Annotated in this window: 23 protein-coding genes; all 23 read left to right on the top strand. The window is 37.3% G+C overall.

Features of this window, described 5'->3' with window-relative positions; all coding sequences use genetic code 11:
• Positions 1-25 precede the first annotated feature (25 nt).
• The 23 genes from recR to EKM80_RS02475 all read left to right on the top strand — a co-directional run bounded on the left by recR (position 26) and on the right by EKM80_RS02475 (position 23,403).
• A complete protein-coding gene (gene recR / locus EKM80_RS02585) occupies positions 26-622 on the top strand; it encodes a recombination mediator RecR (RefSeq protein WP_125551564.1) in 597 nt (198 codons plus the stop codon).
• 244 nt (positions 623-866) lie between these two features.
• On the top strand, positions 867-1,136 hold the full coding sequence (locus tag EKM80_RS02580) for a YaaL family protein (RefSeq protein WP_125551563.1): 270 nt from the start codon (positions 867-869) through the stop codon (positions 1,134-1,136).
• Between the two features lie 268 nt (positions 1,137-1,404).
• Entirely contained in the window at positions 1,405-2,046 is a 642-nt protein-coding gene (tmk, locus tag EKM80_RS02575) for a dTMP kinase (RefSeq protein ID WP_125551562.1), read from the top strand.
• Between the two features lie 42 nt (positions 2,047-2,088).
• Positions 2,089-2,418 carry a cyclic-di-AMP receptor gene (locus EKM80_RS02570; protein WP_125551561.1) on the top strand — a complete coding sequence of 110 codons (330 nt, stop codon included), beginning with the start codon at positions 2,089-2,091 and terminating at the stop codon, positions 2,416-2,418.
• A gap of 3 nt (positions 2,419-2,421) precedes the next feature.
• A complete protein-coding gene (holB, locus tag EKM80_RS02565; RefSeq protein ID WP_225418790.1) occupies positions 2,422-3,399 on the top strand; it encodes a DNA polymerase III subunit delta' in 978 nt (325 codons plus the stop codon).
• Positions 3,400-3,426: 27 nt separating this feature from the next.
• Positions 3,427-4,233: a PSP1 domain-containing protein gene (locus EKM80_RS02560; RefSeq protein WP_125551559.1), complete on the top strand. Its 807-nt coding sequence runs from the start codon at positions 3,427-3,429 to the stop codon at positions 4,231-4,233.
• A 206-nt stretch (positions 4,234-4,439) separates the two neighbouring features.
• Positions 4,440-4,799 carry a DNA replication initiation control protein YabA gene (locus EKM80_RS02555; RefSeq protein WP_125551558.1) on the top strand — a complete coding sequence of 120 codons (360 nt, stop codon included), beginning with the start codon at positions 4,440-4,442 and terminating at the stop codon, positions 4,797-4,799.
• A gap of 142 nt (positions 4,800-4,941) precedes the next feature.
• Complete coding sequence (gene rsmI / locus EKM80_RS02550) at positions 4,942-5,811, top strand: 16S rRNA (cytidine(1402)-2'-O)-methyltransferase (RefSeq protein WP_125551557.1); 870 nt, start codon at positions 4,942-4,944, stop codon at positions 5,809-5,811.
• Between the two features lie 54 nt (positions 5,812-5,865).
• Positions 5,866-6,600 (top strand): acyl-[acyl-carrier-protein] thioesterase, encoded by a 735-nt coding sequence (locus tag EKM80_RS02545; protein WP_125551556.1) that lies wholly within the window; start codon positions 5,866-5,868, stop codon positions 6,598-6,600.
• A gap of 345 nt (positions 6,601-6,945) precedes the next feature.
• Positions 6,946-7,659: a sugar transferase gene (locus tag EKM80_RS02540; RefSeq protein ID WP_125551555.1), complete on the top strand. Its 714-nt coding sequence runs from the start codon at positions 6,946-6,948 to the stop codon at positions 7,657-7,659.
• 55 nt (positions 7,660-7,714) lie between these two features.
• Positions 7,715-8,326, top strand: coding sequence for a YveK family protein (locus tag EKM80_RS02535; protein ID WP_125551554.1), 612 nt, complete (start codon positions 7,715-7,717; stop codon positions 8,324-8,326).
• Positions 8,327-8,356: 30 nt separating this feature from the next.
• On the top strand, positions 8,357-9,736 hold the full coding sequence (locus EKM80_RS02530) for an O-antigen ligase family protein (protein ID WP_125551553.1): 1,380 nt from the start codon (positions 8,357-8,359) through the stop codon (positions 9,734-9,736).
• On the top strand, positions 9,726-10,493 hold the full coding sequence (locus tag EKM80_RS02525) for a DUF4422 domain-containing protein (RefSeq protein ID WP_125551552.1): 768 nt from the start codon (positions 9,726-9,728) through the stop codon (positions 10,491-10,493). Before EKM80_RS02530 ends, EKM80_RS02525 begins: the two co-directional genes overlap by 11 nt.
• Before the next feature lie 3 nt (positions 10,494-10,496).
• A complete protein-coding gene (locus EKM80_RS02520; RefSeq protein WP_125551551.1) occupies positions 10,497-11,483 on the top strand; it encodes a glycosyltransferase family 2 protein in 987 nt (328 codons plus the stop codon).
• A 173-nt stretch (positions 11,484-11,656) separates the two neighbouring features.
• Entirely contained in the window at positions 11,657-12,685 is a 1,029-nt protein-coding gene (locus EKM80_RS02515) for a hypothetical protein (protein WP_125551550.1), read from the top strand.
• A 14-nt stretch (positions 12,686-12,699) separates the two neighbouring features.
• Positions 12,700-13,668 carry a glycosyltransferase gene (locus tag EKM80_RS02510; RefSeq protein ID WP_125551549.1) on the top strand — a complete coding sequence of 323 codons (969 nt, stop codon included), beginning with the start codon at positions 12,700-12,702 and terminating at the stop codon, positions 13,666-13,668.
• A gap of 75 nt (positions 13,669-13,743) precedes the next feature.
• Positions 13,744-14,718, top strand: coding sequence for an acyltransferase (locus EKM80_RS02505; RefSeq protein WP_164509489.1), 975 nt, complete (start codon positions 13,744-13,746; stop codon positions 14,716-14,718).
• 319 nt (positions 14,719-15,037) lie between these two features.
• On the top strand, positions 15,038-16,582 hold the full coding sequence (locus tag EKM80_RS02500) for a glycosyltransferase family protein (RefSeq protein WP_125551547.1): 1,545 nt from the start codon (positions 15,038-15,040) through the stop codon (positions 16,580-16,582).
• Between the two features lie 292 nt (positions 16,583-16,874).
• Positions 16,875-17,822 (top strand): glycosyltransferase family 2 protein, encoded by a 948-nt coding sequence (locus EKM80_RS02495; RefSeq protein WP_125551546.1) that lies wholly within the window; start codon positions 16,875-16,877, stop codon positions 17,820-17,822.
• Positions 17,800-18,261: a GtrA family protein gene (locus tag EKM80_RS02490; protein ID WP_225418789.1), complete on the top strand. Its 462-nt coding sequence runs from the start codon at positions 17,800-17,802 to the stop codon at positions 18,259-18,261. Before EKM80_RS02495 ends, EKM80_RS02490 begins: the two co-directional genes overlap by 23 nt.
• The gene (locus tag EKM80_RS02485) at positions 18,258-20,972 is read left to right on the top strand and encodes a YfhO family protein (RefSeq protein ID WP_125551545.1); all 2,715 of its coding nucleotides are present in this window, start codon (positions 18,258-18,260) and stop codon (positions 20,970-20,972) included. The genes EKM80_RS02490 and EKM80_RS02485 overlap by 4 nt, the downstream gene beginning before the upstream one ends.
• Positions 20,973-21,109: 137 nt before the next feature.
• Positions 21,110-22,753 (top strand): hypothetical protein, encoded by a 1,644-nt coding sequence (locus EKM80_RS02480; RefSeq protein ID WP_125551544.1) that lies wholly within the window; start codon positions 21,110-21,112, stop codon positions 22,751-22,753.
• A 227-nt stretch (positions 22,754-22,980) separates the two neighbouring features.
• Positions 22,981-23,403 carry a KxYKxGKxW signal peptide domain-containing protein gene (locus tag EKM80_RS02475; protein ID WP_125551543.1) on the top strand — a complete coding sequence of 141 codons (423 nt, stop codon included), beginning with the start codon at positions 22,981-22,983 and terminating at the stop codon, positions 23,401-23,403.
• Positions 23,404-23,452 lie beyond the last annotated feature (49 nt).

Below are 23,452 nucleotides of genomic sequence, written 5' to 3'. Positions count from 1 at the left end.
GCGTTAATTAGGAAGGAACGTTGCTATGCAATATCCTGAACCGATTGCAAAATTGATTGAAAGCTACATGAAGCTGCCGGGTATCGGTAGTAAAACGGCAACGCGGTTGGCTTTTTATACGATCGATATGCAACAAGATGATGTGACCGACTTCGCTAAAGCGTTGATCGCAGCACAACGTGATTTGCATTATTGCAGTATTTGCGGCAATATTACAGAAGAGGATCCATGCTTGATCTGTGCCGATAAAACCCGTGATCAAAGTACGATTCTGGTGCTTGAAGGACCCAAAGATATCATGACGATGGAACGGATGCATGAATATCATGGTCTCTATCATGTGTTACACGGTGTTTTATCACCAATCGAAGGTAAAGGTCCAGAAGACATCAATATCGCGAGTTTGTTAAAACGACTACAAAATGATGCGGTTAAAGAAGTGATCGTGGCCACTAACGCCACGCCAGAAGGTGAAGCAACCGCGACTTATTTATCACGGTTGATCAAGCCAGCCGGCATCAAAGTCACGCGGTTAGCCCATGGCTTGTCGGTCGGTAGTGATATCGAGTACGCTGACGAAATGACGCTGCTTAAGGCGGTTGAAGGCCGCCAAGAGATGTAGCGCTGATTTACGTTTGGTGAATTAAGCTACAGCGCAATCGTCCAGAGTAGGTAAGCTGCACTTATGCCAGATTTTAATAGCAAAATCAGTCGTTAGTGTGAAGTTGGTATAATTTTTAGTTATTCTGGTTAGATTAGCGAAGACGTGCTAAAAAAGACAGCCTATTCAATAGGACTCGCTCCAGTGCAGCTTGTTCGAATAACCTAAGCGTCTTTTTTAACACATTACAGAAAGAGGTATTTGGATGTTTAAGCGTAAGCATGATTCACGTTCTAAACTACAAAAAATCTATGATGAAAAATTACTCAGCGCAATTTATGATGCGATGAATGATTGGAATCGCGCTAAGGAAACGGTCATCTCAATCGACGATGCGGATGAGGAATTAATTTCGCAGACGCAATTAGCGCGGGCTAAATACCTATTTCTTTACCATGAAGCACGTATTCGTGGGACCAAGGGCGATCGTTTGATGCCTGGTGCCGCGCGTAGTGAGCACGATTTTCTAGAATGAGCAGCCGGAACGTGGACAACATTTGTTGGTTCACGTTTTTTTGTTGCAAAAAACAGCACAATTAGGGTGAACAGCGAATTAATTGCCATAATGACACTGACGAAACGATTCATTGCGTATACGCGAAGTAACGTGGCGTAATTTAAGTCATTTTTGGCCATTCTAGAAAATTCTAATTAGACAGCAACGATAACTTACAGTAGAATAAAAGTAACTATAGATTATAAACCACGTGCTGCGTGTGCGTGATAGAAATAGAGGAATTTTTGTGGCAGGGTTATTAATTACATTTGAAGGTCCCGATGGTGCTGGTAAGACGAGCGCGCTGACTGAATTAGTGCCCCGATTGCGCCAAATAGCGCGCCAACCGCTAATTGTGACGCGTGAACCCGGCGGTAATCCAATCTCGGAGGCAATTCGGCGAATTATCTTGGATCCCGCCAATACGGCGATGGATAAGCGGACTGAAGCTTTATTATATGCGGCAGCACGGCGGCAGCATATTATTGAAAAAATTCGGCCAGCATTAGCAGCGGATAAGATCGTGTTGTGTGATCGATTCGTTGATAGCTCGTTGGCCTACCAAGGTGCTGGTCGTGAGATTGGCGTCACAGCGGTCGCGCAGATGAATGAATTTGCCACTGAGAGCTTGACGCCTGACTTAACGTTGTATTTAGACGTACCCTCAGAGCTTGGTTTACAGCGGATCGCCGCGCATCGGCAGTCACAAAATGATCGATTGGATCAAGAAGCATTATCATTTCATCAAAAAGTCCGCGGTGAGTATTTGACCTTGGCCAAGCAGTACCCGCAACGAATCAAAACCGTGGACGCCACGCAGCCACTGGAACAAGTGATCACAGCGTGTCAGGCGTTGATCACTGCGACCTATGGGGAATGGTTTGACTAGTAACGTGTTTTAATTTTCGCGCAGTTGAGGAGGCAGTTTAACATGAAAATGATTTTTGCCATTGTGCAAGATAAAGATAGCAATCGCTTGAGCGCCGAGTTTGTCGACGCTAACGTTCAAGCAACCAAATTGTCGACTACTGGCGGTTTTTTGAAAGCTGGTAACACGACCTTTATTATCGGGATCGCTGATGAGCGGGTCGATGATGTTTTGAAGATCATCAAGGAAACCTCGCATACGCGGGAGCAATTTATGACACCGCCAGTTAGTCTTGATAATACGGTTGGTGGCGAAAGTACTTATCCGGTGGAAGTTCAAGTCGGTGGTGCTACGGTGTTTGTCTTGCCAGTTGAACAATTTCACCGTTTCTAGGCGATGACATTGACAATTGAAACGTTGCAGCCGCGGTTGGTGGCACTATTTCAAAGTGTGATCGTGCGGCAGCAGTTAAGCCAAGGCTACCTATTTAGTGGCGACGCTGGTACTGGTAAAACCGAACTGGCAACTTGGATCGCGCTGCGCTTATTTTGTAGCCACGTGGTCAATGGTCAACCGGATGGGACTTGCAGCGAGTGTCAGCGCATTCTGAGCGGCAACCATCCTGATGTGGTCAAGGTGGCACCGGAAGGCCAAAGCTTGAAAATCGAGCAAATTCGTTTTCTGAAGCAAGAATTGACCAAGAGTGGTATGGAAACCAATCAACGGGTATTTATTATCCAAGATGCTGATAAAATGACAGTTAGTGCGGCTAATGGTTTATTGAAATTTCTCGAAGAACCAGCGCCGCAAACCTATCTGATCTTAACCACCACCAACAAAAACCAAATTTTGCCAACCATTATTTCACGGTTACAGATTATTGAGTTTGCGCGCTTGCCGCGACCACAATTAATTGCGCAATTGACCACGGCTGGTATCAGTACCGCCGATGCAGCGGTGTTAGCTCGGTTGACCAATAGTTTACCAACGGCACAGGAATGGCTGGCCAGTGACTGGTTTGATCCCTTGCGCCAAAAAGTTTGGCAGTGGTTTAGTCATATTCAGGACAACAATCCGAGTGCGTTTGTCGACGTACAGGCAAATATTGTGCCGGTGGCTAAGGAACGCAGCATTCAAAATGAAGCGTTGGCGTTGATCTTACTAATGTTGCAGGATGTGCTGGAGCTACATTTTGGCCGGGGTGATAGTCTGAGCTTTCCGGCGCAACAAGCGCAACTCACTAAGTGGGCGGAAAACGCGACGAGCCAGCAATTATTGACCCAAATGGAAGCCACTTTAGCTGCACAGAAATATTTAACCGCTAACGTTAGTTTTCAGAATACGCTGGAGCGGCTAACGTTGCAGCTTTTATAATAGATGATTTGAAAGGTAGGGATGGATATGGAAGTTATGGAAATTCGGTTTCAGAAAGCAGGTCAGTCACACTGGGCGGTCAATCAGCTTCAGGTCGCGGCTGGCAGTCGGATTGTCGTTAGATTCAATCATTGTCAAGATTTGGCGCAGGTGGTACAGGCACAGGATCTCGCTCCTGAAGCGGTTGCTCTGGACGAAATTGAGGTTGAACGGACTGCGGTTGATACTGATCTCACGCACGCGGCAGGCAATCATTCCGATGCCCAAGCTGCCTTACATCAAGCCCGCCAAATGGTCCGCGACCACAATTTGCGTATGAAATTAACCGCAGCACGTTACACACTGGATCGGCATAAATTGATTTTTTATTTTACCGCTGATGGCCGGGTGGACTTTCGAGAATTAGTGCGTGACCTAGCCAGTGTATTTAAAACGCGAATTGAACTGCGCCAAATTGGGGTTCGTGATGAAGCTAAATTACTTGGTGGTATCGGTCCTTGTGGTCGGCCACTGTGTTGTTCAACTTTTCTCGGTGAATTTGTGCCGGTATCAATTAAAATGGCGAAAAATCAAAAATTATCATTGAATCCGACTAAAATTTCCGGTATTTGTGGTCGCTTGATGTGCTGCTTACAATTTGAAGATGAGGTATACGAAGAAGCTAAGGCGGCATTGCCTGATTACGGCGAGCGCGTGACTACTATTGACGGGCCAGGCAAAGTTGTGGGAATGAACTTGCTGGCTCACGTACTGCGGGTCAGGTTAGATGGGCATGAAGTTGCAGTCGACTATGACTTAGAAGAAATTAAGTCACCGGCTAAGAAAAACGGTTAACTAGTTGAGTGCGACTGACCGTTATTAGCAGTAGTGTATATTAGTAGTGTTTGACAACAAACTTAGATCAAACGTGTTAAAAAAGGCATGTTGTTCCGCTTGGCTTCGCTTACTGGATGATCCACGGCGTGAATTATCCGGTAGGCTAGGCTAATGCGCATAATATGGGCGCCTTTTTTAACATGCTCTAGGAAAGGTGAGCAATAGTGGAGAAACGGGAACTGTACGATAGTTTTGTGCAATTAGAAGCCGATACGAAGCGCATGCTGGCGCGTATTGATGAAATGCAAACGGATATGACGCAGATTTTGGAGCGTAATGCTGAATTAGAAATTGAAAATCAACATTTACGCGAACATTTACAAGAAATTCAATCTGAAGAAGTTGAACGTCAGCAAGCCACTAAACAGCAAGAACAAACGCCACAACTATCAAAATCACGGGCAAACCTAGAAAAGCTGTATGAAGAGGGTTTTCACGTGTGTTACCTGATGTACGGTTCACGACGCATCGATGATGAACCCTGCGCTTTTTGTTTAGATGTCATCTATGGCGAGCGCCATTAACTTTAGCTGAGTGAATGCTCGGCTTTTTTGGTGGCAGAATATGTCCTTAAACTCGCTTTTGACCAACTTGTTACGATTGACTGCTTTAGTTACATAAATAATTTACTAATATTCAGTAAAATAAAAATTGAGGAGGAATTCCATGCAAGAACAGCGTAGTTTTGCTGCCCAAAGTACCGGAACGTTGTACCTAGTGCCGACACCAATCGGTAATTTAGATGACATGACTATCCGTAGTGTCAAGGTGTTACAACAAGTTGACTTGATTGCGGCGGAAGATACCCGCAATACTCAGCGCTTATTGAATCATTTTGACATCACTACTAAGCAGATCAGTTTTCATGAACATAATACGCAAGAACGGATCCCGCGGTTATTGGCGCATCTACAAAGCGGCTTGTCGTTGGCGCAAGTTAGTGATGCGGGGATGCCATCGATCAGCGATCCCGGCAAGGAATTAGTTGCTGCGGCGATCAAACAAGATATCCCCGTAGTACCGCTACCTGGGGCCAACGCTGGCCTGACCGCGCTAATTGCCTCAGGTTTAGCGCCACAACCGTTTTATTTTTACGGCTTCTTACAGCGCAAATCGCAACAACAGCTAGCTGAATTAGCGCCACTGCAACAACGAACCGAAACCATGATCTTCTATGAAGCACCGCATCGCTTGTTGAAAACCTTGACCAGCCTGGCCACAAGTTTTGGCGAGCAACGCCAAGTTGTTTTAGCACGTGAAGTAACTAAGAAATATGAAAGCTTTTTGCGCGGCACATTGGCTTCGGCGCTGGCTTGGTTTACCGAACATGAGCCCCGTGGCGAATTCGTCGTGTTAGTTGCTGGCAATCCGCAGCCAACTGACGCGCAGGCAGATGCTTACGCTGATTTAGACCTGCACGACTATGTGGCACAATTGGTCAGTGAAGGGGCTGACACTAAGGCAGCTATTAAAACCGTCGCTAAGGCCCGTCAAATTGCTAAACAAGACGTTTACAAGGCATATCATCAGTTCTAGTGTTAAATTTTGGCCGTGAAATCGGCTGTGTTAAGATTAAAGGGGGATAAAAGTGTGGCGGCAATTTACACAGAAGCACATCAAGTCACTTATTATGAAGGTGATACCAAGAACCAAATGACGCTGGCAATGCTGATCAACGTGGCAATCTTAGTTTCCGAACGCCAAAACGATCAGCTAGGCTTGACCAACGCTGTGGTGCACGGGTATAACGTTGGCTGGGTAGTCACCCAATACCAAATTGATATCCAGCGGCTACCTAACGTAGATGAAACTGTAACCTTTGGCACTGCCGCCACAGGCTATAATAAATACTTCTGTTACCGTGATTATTGGGTCGACGCAGCTAACGGTGAGCGCCTAGTCACCATTCACAGTTCATGGGTACTAATGAGCTATGCCACCCGTAGCATGGTTGCAGTGATCCCCGCACTGGTTGAGCCCTATGACGTTCCTGAGATCAAAGGGATTCAGCGTTTTCCGCGCGTCCATCATGTGGACAAGGCGGTTGCCCAACAACAACCTTATCGCGTACGTTATTACGATATCGACGCCAACCAACACGTTAACAACGTGCACTATTTTGACTGGATGTTTGATCACTTAGGCGGTGACTTCCTTAATAGTCATGATTTAGTCAGCATCAATATTCGCTACGAGCATGAATTGAAGGCCGGCGACATGGCACAAAGTTATTACGAGTTAGACGAACAAGGCAGTCGCCATTTGATTGCTAGTACTAGCGGTAAATGTGCTGAGGCCGAGGTTATCTGGCAAGCGCGCACTTAGTTGAAATGGGGTGGAAAAGGTAAACCTGATGACAGTGATCGACGAATGGCTTTGTTGGTGTTTTAGCTGTTAGTCAGCTTGCACAGACGCCCTAAAACTTTTCTAAGTTTTCTGTAACCTGCTAGAATTTTTATTGCTGAATTCAAACGACACTGCTATACTAAGAAAAGTTTCGGGCGACGTTTATGCCGAACCTTGTTTTTATGGCGTAAATTCAGTATACTTACATTTGTTGTTTCCAACAGCGCAGCAAAACAACAATACTTTGTGAATTTGAAGCCACGTACTGAGTGTGCGGACTTACGGAATTGCTACTGCAGTCCGGTTTTAGGAGGATAATCATTGATGGAGAAGAAGGAAAGTATGGGGGCAAATTGGCAGCAGTCGCGTTTACTCACTACTAACCAGGTTAAATACCTTGAAAATATGCAAACACCTTCGAAAACTTATTTGGTGATCAAGCGGGCCACAGATGTTGTTGTTTCCGGCTTAGCACTGATCATCATGGTGCCCACCGTTTTCCTTGTGATGGCGATTATTTATCGCTTTGGTGATAATAAAGGCCCAATGATCTATAAACAACGGCGTATTGGCAAAAACGGCAAACCATTTAAAATTTGGAAATTCCGCTCGATGGTGGTCAATGCTGACAAAAAATTAAAAGCAAATCCAGAATTATATCGTAAATACATTGCTAACAGCTACAAGCTTCCAGCCGAAGAAGATCCACGAATCACAAAATTTGGCCGTTTCATCCGTAAAACTTCAATTGATGAACTACCACAGTTTATCAATATACTCAAAGGCGATATGGCGCTGGTCGGACCACGGCCAGTTGTCGAGCTTGAATTAAAAGAATACGGTGACCAAGTCGACAAGCTATTATCGATGACACCCGGCGCAATGGGCTGGTGGCAAGCCAGCGGCCGTAGCAACATTGAGTATCCAGAACGGTGCGGTGTGGAGCTGTACTATATCGATCACGCTAGCTTGTGGTTTGATATTAAGATAATTGGTATGAATATTATCAGTATTTTTAAGAATACTGGCGCTTATTAGTAATGTTGATGATATGATGTCATCAACATTTTTTATTGACAAGGAGATGGATTAAATGCAACGATTTTCGCTTAAACAATTACTTAAAACGATTTTAAAGTTCTGGTATATTCCTGTAGTCTTAGCTTTAGTTGTTGGTTTTTTAAGTCAACATTATGCGGCAAGTCAGTATCAACCGGCGTATACTGCAAAGACAACTGTATTAGTGAAAGCAAAGAAAGAGAATCCAAATCATTTACAACAACAAGTTGATGGTGAATTGAGCTTAATGGGCACCTACCGTGACTTAATTAGTTCCAATAAAGTAATGACTAAAGTACATAAAGCATTAAAAAATGTTAAATCATATAACGGTAGCGTTGCAGATCTAAAAAAACAGGTTGTCGTTGAAACTAATTCTGATTCATTGATGTTGCATATTCAAACAACTGACCGGTCTAAGCGTGTGGCCGTTAAACAGACTAATACCATTGCAACCGTGTTTAAGCAGCAAATTCAAACAGTTTCGGAAAATAGTCAAGTAACGGTTATGTCTAAAGCACATACGAAGAGTGTTTCAGCTTCGTCCTTCAGTGGTAAAAAGGCAATCGTGTATGGAATTGTACTTGGCGGTATTATTGGACTATTTATTGAATTGATCATTGGTGGCTTACTGAAACGCAAATAACTACAGTTTTTCATATCGGAGGCTTGTTTTATGGCGCAATGGCTTGTACTAATTGGTCTTTTCATAAAATCTTATGGATCATCAATACCAGTTACGCTGGCTTCAATACCTATTTATCTTTATTTTATTTTTCTGTGCCGTAAGGTTTGGCAACAGCCAGAAAAATTAGATGCAATCACATTTGACCCTAAAGTTACCTTATGGGCATTTATTATACTTATTGATCAATTAATTATGATTGGTGTTAGCTATGCGACTACCGACCATCCTGATTTTACGCGGGGAATTATGAATAGTTCGGTGAACACTGTCGCTTATTTTGGCAGTGCTTTTCTAATTTACTATTTATTGGTTGTTTTATTAGATAGTCAGGAGCAAATTTTAAAGTTTGTTCAAGGTACAATTAAAACCTTTGTTGGCTTTACTATCTTAGTTTTACTACCACAGGTTATTGCCACGGTTAGTCCAATTCTAAATGGTTGGGTCAACCTAGTTGGTAAGCTTTTCGAATCAAAGCATTTTGGTCGAGATGACTTCTATTCGATGGGAAGCTATACAACGACCTTACATCGGGTCAATGGATTTTCATCAGAAGCTAGTTTTCTAGCCGTTCTATTGGCGGTTGTATTTATTCCGCTAATTCTAGCAGCAATTCGCTATAACTTTTCTTACTTTAAAAATCGAGTTGAGCGAACGACAACTAAGTTTTATTGGGTACTATTAGTTGCCAGCTTCTTAGTTTTATTCTTCGCTAAAACGACTACAGGCATCTTAGTCATTATTTTTGCGGGCTTGATTTTATTAGTCCGTTTAGAATCAAAGCGGCGGAAACAACTTTTCCTATTTGCCCTGTTGGCTTGTTGTTTCGTCGGTCTTTTGTATCTTACGGTGCCATATATCCAAAATCTACTTGATAGTTTCTTGTTTAAAAAGCAGGGGACATCTAACCGATTAGGTGGTACTATTGGCTTATTGTTAACTTTCCTACATTATCCAATTACTGGGGTCGGTGATGGGTTTACTAGTTTCTACAACTTTAAATTTGTACCATTGAGTACGACGCATAATTGGGAATATCAAGCAATTTTTCAGCAATCGGGTTATCCAATTCAGAGTATTTGGGGTGGTTGGTTAGCTGGCTACGGCTTGATCGGGATTGGACCAATTTTGATTTTTATCTATCACAAATGTAAACAAGCAGTGACGCTTTATCAAAAAATTGATTTAAGACATGATACTCAATTAACGCTTTATCAGGTGCTGATTGAAAGTTTCTTCTACTCATTAATTATGCTTTTCATATTAGCGTTATTTACATTTTCTTGGTCTGATAGCATTTATCTGGTTATTTTCTTCTTCTATATTGTTATGATCAAATTTGTTGGGAGTCAGCTACAAAATGAACATTAAGATATTGGTGGCAGCACATAAAAACTATCAAATGCCAGCGGATCAGTCGCTTTATTTACCGATTTTTGTTGGTAAGGCGCTACATCCTAACGTTAATCATACTTTTATTGGTGATAATACTGGCGATAATATTTCGGCTAAAAATGCACATTATAATGAGTTGACGGCAATCTATTGGGCGTGGAAGAATTTAGATGCCGACGCGATTGGTTTAGTTCATTATCGGCGCTATTTTAGTCCTAAACGTCAGAAAGATTTGCAGCAGATTCTATCACAAAGTGAAGCTACTGCTTTATTAACTAGCTATGATATTATTTTACCGACTAAACGAAAATATTATATTGAAACAAACCAGCATCATTACCTGCATGCCCATCATGAGGAACCATTAGCATTGACGGAGCAGATCATTCAGGATAGTTATCCAGAATATCTGGATGCGTTTCATCAAGTGATGCAGCGGCGATCAGCACACATGTTTAATATGTTCATTATGAAAAAACGGCCATTTGATGAATACTGTACTTGGCTATTTGCCATTTTAGCTGAAGTTGAGCAAAAGTTAGATATCTCAACCTATGATACTTATGAAGCGCGTGTTTTCGGTTTTCTTAGTGAGCGCTTGCTAGATGTTTGGCTGGCACAGCACACTAACTATAAGACAACTGAAGTACCTTTTGTGTTTATGGAACCACAGAACTGGTTAAAAAAGGGTGGCAGCATGGTATTACGGATGCTGAAACCAAAGCGGGTATAGATAATGGAATTAAGTCTAATTATTCCAATGTATAATGCTACGAAATACATTGATCAATGCTTAACTAGCATTGCACAACAGAATTGGTTACCCCAGCAATTTGAGTTGCTCATTATTGATGATGGTTCGACTGATGACAGTGTTGCGCAGGTGAAGAAGTGGCAGAACAAACTACCAATCACGCTGTTAATACAAACTAATCAGAAACAAGCCGCTGCTCGTAATAATGGCTTGAATCATGCTACCGGTGAATTTATCTTGTTCGTTGACATCGATGATCGACTCGAACCGGATATGCTTAAGCAATTGTGTCAAAATATGGCTGGTTATGATCTAGTTGAGTCGGGGATCAATAAAATTTTTACCGATGCAGCTGGACAAGTGTTTAATCAAGAAATTGAGTTACCTATTATTCGTCAAGCTCAAAGCCAAAATGAGTTGATCAAACTTTACTTTGGTGCTAATACTGAGTGTGATGTTGGACTATGGAACAAATTATTCCGGCGTGAAATAATTGAACAGCAACAACTGCGGTTTAGTAATGGTAATTTCTTTGAAGATAGCTTATTTGTTGGGCAATATTTAAATGTAATTCACTACAAAAAAATCAAGTTTGTGATGCAGCCATTGTACAACTTCTATAAACGGCAAGGCAGTACGACTACTGCATTTCATCAAGAGCTTGATCAGCTAAGTGAATCGTATTTGACGAAGTGCATTGACTTGTTAAAACAGACCAATCTAAGTCAGCAAGAACAAATTAATCTAATGGCAGCATTGAAGTTGCGGGTGTGGATCTATACGATTCATCATCATGTTAAATACGATCCTACCTGGAGTTTGCGGCAACAGCGGCAATATTTGCTACAGAAAGCAGAAATTGGAAGTAGTTTTAAACCGAATGTACCGATTAAGTATCGGTTAGCTTTTTGGCTGATGTTGTGTTTTCCAGCAAGCTATAATAAAATGTATTGCAGGAAGTACTTATAAATTTAGGGGATTAAGATGAGTCAAATTGATTGGTGGTATTATTGGGGGCAGTCCGACATCACGCTTCATTCCTAGGAATGATGTTATTGATGTCGGTTTTTTGCGTAAATTTTCCATAGTTTTATACTCGCTTGTATAAGAAAATAGATAAAATATTGATGGTTGGTGAAAAAATGAAGTATGTTGTAAGTCATGCGTTACCAGATAAACAAGATGCATCGGTAAAAGCACATACCGATATTGATCGTTTTTTGTCAGCAGAGGGGTTCAAAACACTAACGTTTGCAACACGCTCTGGTAATAATAAACTAAGTCGGCAGTTTAACCGGCTACGCTCAATTAGTAATTTAGCTAAAATTGTGCAGCCAGCGGATACGCTGGTGGTACAGTATCCAATTTATTCAAGTGATTTAGATACTGATCGCTTTTATCAACGAGTGATTGTACAGGCCGCTCATAAAATCGCAATTGTACATGATTTACCCTTCTTACGCGATAGCTTTCCGCCTGTAGAAAGTGATTTAAAAAAAGAAGTGGCTCGTTTGAACCTCTTTGATGTCGTAATTGTTCATAATGAAGCGATGAAACAAAAGCTGAGTGAAGTTGGTTTAAAGGCACGTATTGTTATTTTAGGCTTATTTGATTACTATTCACCAACAATCAATGAACAACCTCATACTAAAGCAATTTCTGGTAAAATTTTATTTGCAGGTAATTTGACTAAATCAAAGTTTGTTACTAGCTTAAAGAGTGATAAGTTAGTGCAATATCATTTATGGGGTGGCATTGCTGATGAAAGTGCGTTAGATGCCTCGGTTGATTATCATGGCATTGTTCCTTCCGATGAACTGCCTCAATATTTAACTAATGGTTGGGGATTGGTTTGGGACGGCGAGGCTACGGACTCCGTTACCGGATTGGGTGGGGAATATTTACGTTATATTGATCCTCATAAAACTTCGCTTTATATTTCCGCTGGGGTACCAGTAATTGTCTGGAAAAAAGCAGGCGTAGCTAAGTTTATCGAGGATAATAATCTTGGCATGGCGATTGATTCAATAGATGAAATACCAGAACGTATACAGAATTTGTCACAACAACAATATGCGGCGATTATGGACTCAGTTCAGAATATGCAGCAACGTCTGATTGATGGTTCAATGATCAAAACGGCCGTGCGTGCTGCTGAAAAAAATCAGTAGAGGGGAATTCAGTTATGGATATCGATATTGTATTACCGTGGGTTGATGGCAGTGATGCAAGGATTGCAAAAAAGCGCGAGATTGCCCTACGTGATTGGAATCTGGATACAGATTTAAACAGCTCTGATCGTTTTAGAGACACTGATTTATTGAAGTATTCAATTGCTTCAATTAAGCGATTTGCACCATGGGTACATAAAGTCTATTTGGTCACAGATGGACAGCGGCCTGACTGGTTTATCGAAGATGATGTATTTACCGTGGTCGATCATACTGAATTTATTCCTGAACAGTATTTACCGACGTTTAATTCGAATGTTATTGAATTAAATATATCTAGAATAGCGGGATTAAGTGACCATTTTATTTTGTTTAATGATGATATGATTTTGAATAGACCAGTGATAAAACAAGACTTTTTTGCAGAAAACGGTGATCCTAAAGATTCGGCTATCTATTCAGTCATTCCAACTGACGATTATTTTTCCCATATTATTCTAAATAATGTAATTGTTTTGAACCGACACTTTGCTAAGTGGGCTGGTCTAAAGCACAATTGGCGAAAGTATATAAATTTTAAGTACGGTAAGCTCTTAATACGTTCGATATTAAGTCTACCTTGGCATAATACAGTTGGATTTTATAATCCTCATACACCACTAAGTTATAAGAAAAGCAACTTTGATAGGTTGTGGAGGCTAGAACCAGAATTACTAGATAACTGTTCAAGAAATAAATTTAGGACAAAAAGTGATATTTCTCATTGGTTAATTAGGTATTTTCAATTACAAAGTGGTGATTTTTCGCCCAGAGATTCCAAGTTTAGCAAATTTTATGAGCAGTCTGAAACCAATGCGATTGTAAAAGATGTACAAAGTGGTCAGCATAAGATGTTGTGTATCAATGATTCTGATAGGTCTAATCTGAAAGAAGATTTACCGCCAATTTTAGAGTCATTAAATGAAAAATTTAATGTAGAATAAAAAGTAGTGACTGACTCTTTGTTTCATTTAGTTCTTAGTAATGGTGATTTCGTAATCATAGAAGGGGGCAAAAGTGTGACAAAAAAACGCTTTTTATACATCGATATAATTAATATAATTGCGACCTTTTTTGTTTTGGGACTGCATTTGTCGCAGGCATTTTTTGTTACAAAGCCTGATAGTCTCGTTTACAAGCAAACTTCAATTATTCAAATTATTTTTATTCCAGCAGTGCTACTTTTTATTATGATTTCTGGAGCAATGTTGCTAGATTATCGAAAAAGACAGAGTACTAAGGTATTCTTACAGCATCGATTCAAGCGGGTTGTTATCCCATTCTTTATTTGGAGTGTTCTATGGTATATCTTTGATATATATTGGTCAGCTGTTCCTGGACCGATAAGGCATACTGATCCAAGTCTTAATGATTTTATTAAAGGTTTGATGTCTAATCACATTAATAATATTTTTTGGTTCTTTTATGTCATTATTGCTCTTTATTTAGTAACACCGATTTTTGCTCAACTTGCGCTGACTAAGAAATATAATTTATTATTCGGTATAGTATGTATTTATTTTACTTTTAATTGCGTCATTAACTATGCCACTGGTATCTTTAAGCTAGATGTTCAGTTAGATCAAATTAATCAACCGTTGTTAACATCATCATATCTTGGTTATTTCATTATGGGATATCTTATTCATAAAAATTACTTTTCTCGAAAAATAGAAAATTGGTTTATTTTAGGTGGATTACTAAGCTTACTATTAACCCTTATTTTAAATGCAGTAAGACCTGAAATTAAAATAACTTCAACAACTGGATTAATTGTATTTCTTTATTCAATATCATTGTTTATTTTAATTAAACGATTAGCTAATAAAATTAATTTTACTGATAAAATGGTTCAGATAATTACAATTATAGTTAGTACAAATCTCGGTGTGTATTTAATGCATCCGGCCTTTATTAAAGTGTTTGATAAAATTTTCTCTATCTCACAAACTCACAAAATAATTGGAGTCATATCTATTTATTTCCAATTTTAATTTATGCAGTGTGTATTTTGGTTACGCTTGCTGGTAAAAAAATTCCAATTATCAAATATATATTTCCGTAATAGAATAGCTAAAATTCTATGATAGAAGAAGTCACTAAGGTAATCTTTTATAAAAAAATCATATTTCAAAGTTTCAAATAACGAAATCAAGAGTAGGATAATGACAATTGTGTAGCTATATTTCACGAACAAATATTGATAAGTATGAGTAGTTCATTAATAGCTTTTCCAAAGCCTATAAAGCTATTAATTAAATTAGTCTTGAACGGTTAGTGTTGGGTTTTAGTATCATACTTATGGAGGAGATTATGATCAGTAAGGTCAATAGAAGTATCCAATACTTTTTTTATTCATTAGCTATATTTTGCTTTATAGTTGCCATAGCAAGTACAATTTTATTTCCACGAACTTTTAATGTTTACGGACTGTATAGAGCTACTGCAAGTTTATCTAAGATTCAAGTAATTAATGTACTTTGTTTATTAGCGGCTATTTCTTTTTTTCCAATCATTAAACTGATTCATAAAAAAGAATTTCATTTATCTGATAACAAATTACGCTTTCTTTTACTGATAGAATGTATTATTTATATAATCATATTTAATTTATTTATACGATACTATAACATTCAACATCTGATTGATGATTCTGCGTTAACCTTTCAAGCCGCGTTACAGGTTAAAAATAAATTTAATTTAGGCAGCTATATGTATAATTGCCCAGGAAACTTATTATTACTTTATGTATATAGAATAATTATTATGTTTGGTGGGACGAATCTTTATTATATAGTTAACGTTTTTTTAGGGATCTATTTATTGACCATTTTTATAAGCTATAAAGTTCTCAAACAATTTAATATCAATAACGTCAATTTATTTATTAGCATACAAGTATTATTTGTGGGAATTCAAATCTTCTTTCACGTAGCAGTTGCCTATACCGATATTTTAATGCTTTTCTTCATTAGTGGTTCCTTATTACTTTTCATCAAATATATTAAATCCTCTAATTTATTGTTGTTAATTAGTTCTTCAATTGTTGCTTTTATTGCTTATTTAAGTAAGGGAACAGCATTAATTTATGTGCTGGCACTAGTAGTAAGTTTATTAGTGATAGAAACGAAAAAAAGGAAAATTAGTTTTTTTATTCCAGCGGTTGTATTCATAGTGGGAACAGTAACTTGGAGTATATTTGTTTCAAGTCAGCATATCTATACAGATAATAATTATGGTCTTCCAAATACACATTATTTGATGATGGGAACGTCGAACAGTAAAATTCCAGAGCAATTATCAAAAGAACAAAAAGCTAAGATAATTGTTGGTGGGTATAATAATACAGATTTTCAGTATACAGATAAGCTTTTTACTGATAAAAAATTAAGCAAACAAGACGTATCACAAAAAAATATAAAAGTATTAAAGCATAGATTGAGTTCACTAACTGCATTAGAATTCATTAAATTTATTATGCGAAAAATTTCCAGTACATGGTCTTCTGGAGATTTAAAATCAACTGCAAATTTTGGTGCTGAATTAAGCACTGGAAGTTCAAAGCTTGTTCAATTTGAACATGGTCCTGAAGCATTAGTGTTGTATGCAGTGATGCAAACAACTCAGTTAATTGTTTATTTGGTTCTTATCTTATCTTTTATAAGATATTTCAAAGCGCATAATAAAATAGTGATGTTTTCAGCAATTTATTGCGTAGGTTATTTTGCATTCTTATTAATTTGGGAAGCAAACCCACGTTATACATTAGGGGTCTTCCCTAGTGCAATTATTTTAATGGCACTTTATTTTAATAAAACGGTTTTAGATACCCCAAATAATCTATCTCGAACTCCTTGAATTCGAGATGACATTTTATACTTATTAAATAGTTAATCAATGATTATGATTCATTACTATGCTCTGCACTTGATTTGACAATTTGGGACTTTTATGCCATAAGAATTGTTCCTGTATCACTCAATCGTGAGCAGTAAATTGTATCAACCAGTTTAGATAATATTGACTGAAAAGCACTTAACGTATATTAGAAAATGATATAATATCAAAAACTGAAAAAATTATGGAAAATAACCGGATGCTCTAGTTGTTTTATTTTGTAGTGCCGATTGAAAATTTTTTGGAGGATAAGATGAAAACAGTTACGATTGTTATTCCTTTTTACAATGAAGAAAGTGGGCTACGGGACTTTTATATTAGTTTAGCTAGTACTTTAAAAGAATTGCCAGCGTTTGGTTTTGAAATGTTGTTTGTAAATGATGGAAGCTCCGATAATGGACTGAAATTGGTTGAGAAGTTGGCCACGAAGGATCCACGGGTCTCATATATAGACCTATCACGAAATTACGGAAAAGAAGTCGCGATGACAGCTGGTTTTGATTACGCTAAAGGCGATGCTGTGATCGTTATTGATGCTGATTTACAACAGCCGCCAGCGGTTATTAAAGAAATGATCTATTATTGGCAACAAGGATTTGATGATGTGTATGCAATTCGTAAGGAACGACTAGGTGAGAAAAAAACTAAGATATGGTTTTCAAAAACTTATTATCGTCTTCTTGGTAAAATGACTCAAGAAAAAGTTTATCCCAATGCAGGTGATTTTCGATTATTGGATCGTAAAGTTGTTGATGCTTTATCCTCAATGCGAGAGCAGGCACGTTATACCAAAGGATTATACGGTTGGGTTGGTTTTAAGAAAAAGGCCATCACTTACATTGCTCAGCCACGTAAAAGTGGAATTACAAAGTGGAGTTTTTCAAAATTACTTAAATTAGCTGTCAACGGATTAACTGCGTATACTACGGTACCGTTGCGTGTTTCAACTTATATGGGTGTGCTTGTTTCCTTTTTTGGTTTTATTTATATGTTGATTGTTCTTTTTCAAAAAATATCAGGGTTAGGTGATGTTTCTGGTTATGCATCTTTAATGATTGGAATCTTATTACTTGGCGGTGTCCAAATGATTTCCTTGGGTGTTATCGGTGAATACCTCGCACGAATGTTCATGGAAACAAAACATAGACCATTGTATTTTATTGAGGACTATCATACTCATGATGAAAAGAAAAAAAGGTGATCAAGGCATGAATTTAATTAATAGTGGTAAGAAACTTTTAATCAAAAATATTTCATTATTTAACTACATATTTTTCGGCGTTCTGACAACAATAGTAAATTTAGGCGTTTTCTGGTTGGCTAATTCACAGCTGCATTTATATTATTTGTTAGCTAATTTAGTGGCTTGGTTTTTCTCCGTTGTGTTTGCGTTTTTCACTAACAAGTATTTTGTTTTTAAATCGCGTACAATAGGTTTGATACCTTTTCTAAAAGAATTTTTATTGTTTTTATGGATGCGTGTATTATCGGGGATTTTTGACATGGGCTCGATGTTTGTCATGGTTTCAATGATTAAAATTGATGATGTGATTGCTAAGGTACTGACCCAATTTGTGATTGTGATTTTAAACTATGCGTTTAGTAAGGCAGTTATTTTCAAAGAAAGAGGAGCAAAATGAGTGGGCAGAGTAAGTTAAGAAATGCTTTTTTTAGATATTTGGCAGCATTTAGTCTACCAATTATTATTATGTTAATGGTTTTCTTTGTCAAAGGAGTTTTTCCATTTGGTGATCACGCAGCAATTACAAGTGATTTAAATAATCAATACATCAGTTTTTTTGCTTATTTCAAGAATCATTTCACTAATATTCATGATTTGTTTTATTCATTTTCAATGAGTATGGGCGGTAATTTCTTTGGTATTTTTGCTTACTACTTAATGAGCCCATTGAATATCATCATTTTATTTTTTCCAATGGCAAAATTACCGATTGCAATTACATTAATAATTTTAATAAAGATAGGTTTATTGAGTTGCAGTATGCTGTATTTTCTTAATTATCATCAACAAAATAGCTTTAAGTTTTGTTCAATGAAATACGAAAATAAATTTCAAAATCATAGCTTACTTAATTTGTGTCTTGCTAGTTCGTTTGCATTAATGACTTATGAAGTAAGTTATGCGACTAACCTTATGTGGACCGATACGATTATCCTTTTACCAATTGTAATTTTAGGGTTAGAAAAAATAAGCAATCATGAACGACCTTATGTTTATATTATTTCATTATTTTTTGCTATCCTATTAAATTATTATATTGGATTTATGTTATGCTTATTTATTGCAATTTATTATGTTTATTCTTTATTGATTGTTAAGTTTAAATGGAATATTAGCCTTAAACAACAGCTTAAAACCAGTTTCTTTAAGTTACTATTGTCGAGTATGATCAGCGTCGGCTTATCTGCAATGATATTACTGCCCGGATTAAAAGCCGTTCAGAGTGTAAAAAGCAACCCGTACCGCTTTCAACTGACGGGGATGTTTCAACCATTAGATATGCTGAATCAGCTCTATTCTGGAGTAACGAGTAATCCAGCATATCCATATCTTTATGGTGGTATGTTGGTGGTATCCTTGTGTTTTATATATTTTGCTAATAAAAAAATTAAATTACCGGAAAAGATAACGACAGCCACTTTTTTAATATTTTTAGTAATGACACAGGTCATACAAGGTACTTATCAAATTTGGCATGGTTTTAATCTGCCTAATGGTATGCCTAATCGTAATACTTTTTTGTTCACTTTCTTTTTGATTGTCGTGGCTGATGAAGTTATTCTTAGTGGCGTGACCAAACTTACTTTAAAGACCATGTCTAATATAATCTTTATCTATGTACTAGGGACTTTTTTACTTGGTAAGTTAAACTCAGATACAATAACGGTGCCGCTGATTACAATCAATATAATACTTTTTTTGGGCATCATACTTTCACTTTATTATTCTAATCATTTCAAAAAATTAACTACTATAACGCTATTATTATTAGTAGTTGCTGACTTAGGCTTTAATGCATATAAACATGCTTATTTTGCGGGTACTTCAATTAATAGTTTTGCTAAATATACTAGCCAAGTTAATCAAGCTTTGAAACAATTGCCAGATACAAAAAAAAGTTTTTACCGTGTTGGTACTACATTTGAGCGATCAAATAATGACCCTTTGCTATTTGATTATTACGGGTTGAGTAGTTATAGTTCTGCTGAAAGTCCTGACACAATAAACTTGTTGCAAAAAATGGGTTACTTTCAAAATCATAATTGGTGGCGGTGGACTAATTTTAACAACGGATCAACCTTTGCAATAGATAGCTTGTTAGGGGTTAGATATGTTATTCATAACGGTAGTAAATCAATGAAAACTATGTTGTATGGCTCTGCCGCAGAACCTAACATATATAATGCTGCAGCTGGCTCACAGTTAGGCGGATATAATTTAAGTTATAATGCGCCTTATAGTGAAAAAGTATATTCTGAGCATGGTTATAACATATACAAAAATAAATATGCTCTTGGTTTGGTAAATCTTGTTGATCAAGGGGCATTATCAGCAAATGCAATAAAACGTGATACTAGTTCTGATCCATTTAAATACTTAAATAAAGTCTTTAATCAGGTGTTGGCGATAAAAACGCCAATTTATAGTGCGGAGAATGTTTCAACTAGTAAAACAGCGAAAGTAGGACAGCATAATTATCAAATTCAAGTAGCTAATTCAGGGCAGCTCTATTTTTATCTACCTACTTCAAATAGTACGCAAACTGATATTGATGGGTTACAAAATCTGGATTCGGAGTTATTTGTTAATGGAAAGAAACTATCAAAAATTAATGTGCAGCAACAAAATGGCATCACATATTTAGGTAAATTTAATGCTGGACAAACCGTAAATTTGAGTATCAGAACAAAAAATAACGTAGCAGATGATATTAATACATTAAAACCAATTGTTTATCGTGAAGATTCACAAAAAGTTGCTGCGGAATTATCGGCTATTAAAGAGAATAAAGTTGATCATCTGAAGGTTTCAACAAAGCAAATTTCTTTTGTAATGAAAAAAGGGCAAAATAAGCATAAAGTTGCAATGTTAAGCTTACCTTATGATCAAGGATGGCGGGCTTTTGAAAATGGTCGAGAAGTTAAGGTTCATAGGGCCTTGGATGGACTTATGGCAATCAAACCGTTGACCAAAGAAAACAGTCAAATTGTACTTAAGTATACCCCAGCGGGTTTAAAATTAGGCCTTATCGTGACAGGTGTTAGCTTGATTGGTTTAGGGATTTACGCTTGTTTTATTGAGGTGAGTTTGAGGCGTAAGCAAAACTAGGGGAAATATAGACTAAAGCAGGAATATCTCTTCGAACAGATATTCCTGCTTTGTTTTTAGAGTTTATTGATCAAGGAGTATTGATGAAAAATCGGTTGAAAACTATTCGCTAAAATTAGAATTAAGTAGGTGCAGAGATGTTTTTAAAAAGGATGATCAAGCTTATTATTAAGCATGAAAGATATCTTTTGTGCTTAAATATTATTTTCTTTTGCCTGTATTTTTATTTGTTGACATACCATTTAGGTTCGGTGCCTAGATTATTTATTGATGAAGTAAATTATGCTAATGAGGTTAGGTCATTTGCTAGTTTTGGAACAGATATTCATGGACTACATTTTCCTGTTTATCTTTCAAGTGTCTGGGGTCAAGGACAGTCAGTTTTATACGCTATTTTTTCAGTACCATTCGTTAAAATTTTTGGATTTAGTATCCTTGTATTTAGGTTCCCGTTTGTTTTATTAACATTTAGTTTACTAGTTTTACTTTTTGTTTTGCTTTACTTTAAAATGAAACAAAGAAAGCTGGCTACATTTGTTAATATTGCAATTATAACTACACCATGGACGTTTATTTCCAGTCGTTGGATTTTAGATGCTAATGTTGCCCCAGTCATATTTTTATTTGGTGTTTTATCGCTATGGTTGGGCTTGATTTCTCCGATTTTCTTGCATCGTTACATCTATCTGGTGATGGGAGCAGTGTTGTTAGCCTTAACCACTTACGGGTACATAACTGCTTGGATATACCTTCCCATTTTGTGTGTATTATATCTGATATATTTTTTGCGGAACAAATTATTAAGCGCACGAGAGTATCTGGTGTTTTCTGTATTCCTAGTGATTTTGGTTTTGCCAATAATTTATTTTGCGTACAGAGTAAATGTTGTTCATGCTAGTTCAGCCAGTAAGTTTTTATTTTTTGATATTCCACCATTACCTGCAAACAGAGTCGAATCGCTAATTAATTTTAGTCAATCTAATCTATTACTTGAAATGCTTAAGAATTCTCTTAACGGTATTTCAGTTTATTTTAAAGGTACAGACGGGCTTGCTTGGAACTCAGTATCACCTTTTGGGGCAATAATGCCGTGGTCTTTATTGTTTATTCCAATTGGCATGTTTACCAGCAATATGGCTATTGATCACAGGGTTAGACAATTCAAAAAATTAATTTGTCTAAATATAGTCGCCTTTATACCCTTAATGTTTATCGTGATTCCTAATTATAATCACTGGAATTTTTTAAATATTAATCTTAGTGTGATGATGGGATTTGGACTATATGAAGTTTTTAACACTATAAAAAATATGGGTAAGTTTCGGATTTTGATTCCTGTAATGCCACTGCTCCTTTTTGTTTGGTTTATTAATCAAGCTTATTTTGGGGTAGGTGGAAAAGGAACCTTTTATGAGTCTCAACAAATTTCTTACTCAGAAGTAGAGAAAATTAACACTATTATGCAGAGAAAGAAGTTCGATGGAAAATGGCTATTTATAAATAATTTATCCCGCATGTTTCCGTACTTTAAATTAGTTCAGCAACCGGTTGATAATAATACATACTTATCAATTTCTGGTCAGAAAGATAATTTTGGTAAAAATATGGGCTTGGTAAAAAAGTATGATTATTTAAAGGATATGAGTGTGGTAGGAAAAGCAAAGTCAGGAGATTTGGCTATAGTAGCGCCTAATTTTATTAATCCAAATTGGGAAAAAATCACTGATATTACATTTGGTGGAGCACCTTATTTACTAGTTAGAAAAATTGATGGAAATTAAAAAAGCTATTGTTAAACATTAGTTGGAATGAAGTGCCTCACAATCATTAGACTCTTTGTCTAACTTTTGTGTTGCACTTCATTATAATTTAGACTTTTTTGATTTTATGACGAACTAGCACCATACGTACTGTATACATACATTTGTTTTTGATTGTCACTTAGCCTTAGTGGTAAACTATTTACGGGAATCAATAAAGTATGTTTTGGATTTAGGAGGGGAATCAGTTGAAGCATATTTGTAATTCAGAACAAAAAATTCATTACAAAATGTATAAATCTGGTCGGAATTGGGTAGTAGCGGGTGTTATTCTGTTTAGTGGTGCATTGTTAACTTCAGGTCACACTGTTCAAGCTGATGTGGTAGTTCAGCCATCAGTTGCAACAACACAAGTGAGCAAGAATACAGCAGCTATGAATACAACTAATTCAGTATCTGATTCGGTTACAAAGACTAATTCAACAGATTTAGCAACGTTGAAAAATTCTGCACAGACAAGTGCCGCAACAAGTGCCGCAACAAGTGCCGCAACAAGTGCCGCAACAATGGTACCATCAAGTTCTAATAGCGTGGGTACTACAAGTATTCAAAATAATAGCCAACCAGTGACAAAGCCTAATATACCTGTGAATTATGCCCAATCTGCGTAAGCAGTAAATAACAGACCGTCTATGAAGCCCACCAATTCCTTGGTATTCT

The organism is Loigolactobacillus jiayinensis (assembly GCF_003946445.1).
In the GTDB taxonomy this organism is placed as follows: Bacteria; Bacillota; Bacilli; order Lactobacillales; family Lactobacillaceae; genus Loigolactobacillus; species Loigolactobacillus jiayinensis.
Note: the sequence above shows the minus strand (reverse complement) of the source record. Positions and strands in the feature narration are given on the sequence as shown.